Origin of the sequence: Nocardiopsis sp. N85 (genome assembly GCF_028882275.1) — a bacterium.
Lineage (GTDB): Bacteria > Actinomycetota > Actinomycetes > Streptosporangiales > Streptosporangiaceae > Nocardiopsis > Nocardiopsis lambiniae.
Window position 1 is genome coordinate 1 of record NZ_JARBUT010000043.1, and the last position, 1,189, is coordinate 1,189.

The following is a 1,189-nucleotide window of genomic DNA, read 5'->3' on the forward strand; positions in this document are numbered from 1 at the left end:
ATCGTCAGCTGGCTGACGTCGACCGACCACAAGGTCATCGGGTACATGTACCTGATCACCTCGTTCGCGTTCTTCCTCTTCGGTGGCGTCCTGGCGCTGCTCATGCGCGCCGAGCTGTTCTACCCGGGCATGCAGGTGCTGTCCAACGAGCAGTTCAACCAGATGTTCACGATGCACGGCACGATCATGCTGCTGATGTTCGCGACCCCGCTGTTCGTCGGGTTCTCGAACGTCATCATGCCGTTGCAGATCGGGTCGCCCGACGTGGCCTTCCCCCGGATGAACCTGTTCAGCTACTACCTGTTCCTGTTCGGCAGCCTCATCGCCATCAGCGGGTTCCTGACCCCGGGCGGCGCGGCCAGCTTCGGCTGGTTCGCCTACACGCCGCTGTCCGACGCGGTCCGCTCCCCGGGCCTGGGCGGCGACCTGTGGATCCTGGGCCTGGCCGTCTCCGGTCTGGGCACCATCCTCGGCGCGGTCAACTTCATCACCACCGGCCTGTGCATGCGCGCGCCCGGTATGACGATGTTCCGCATGCCGATCTTCACCTGGAACACCCTGCTCACCAGCGTGCTGGTGCTCATCGCGTTCCCGGTGCTGACCGCCGCCCTGATCGCCCTGGGCGCCGACCGCATGGTCGGCACGCAGGTGTACAACGCCGAACACGGCGGGGCCATCCTGTGGCAGCACCTGTTCTGGTTCTTCGGACACCCCGAGGTGTACATCATCGCCCTGCCGTTCTTCGGCATCGCGACGGAGATCCTGCCGGTGTTCAGCCGCAAGCCGATCTTCGGCTACAAGAGCCTCGTGGCCGCGACGATCGCCATCGCGGGCCTGTCCGTCACCGTGTGGGCCCACCACATGTTCCCGACGGGCGCGGTCCTGCTGCCGTTCTTCTCGTTCATGACGTTCCTCATCGCGGTGCCGACCGGTGTGAAGTTCTTCAACTGGATCGGCACGATGTGGCGCGGCCAGCTCACCTTCGAGACGCCGATGCTGTACTCGGTCGGTTTCCTCACCACGTTCCTCTTCGGTGGGCTCACCGGTGTGCTGCTGGCCTCCCCGCCGATCGACTTCCACGTCACCGACTCCTACTTCGTGGTGGCGCACTTCCACTACGTCGTGTTCGGCACCGTGGTGTTCGCGATGTTCGCGGGCTTCTACTTCTGGTGGCCCAAGTTCACCGGCA

At 64.5% G+C, this 1,189-nt stretch carries 1 protein-coding gene; it reads left to right on the forward strand.

Going from position 1 to position 1,189, the window contains the following annotated elements; all coding sequences use genetic code 11:
• Nucleotides 1-1,189: cbb3-type cytochrome c oxidase subunit I (locus tag PWG71_RS28595; protein ID WP_274813184.1), on the forward strand; the 1,189-nt coding region annotated here is incomplete at both ends.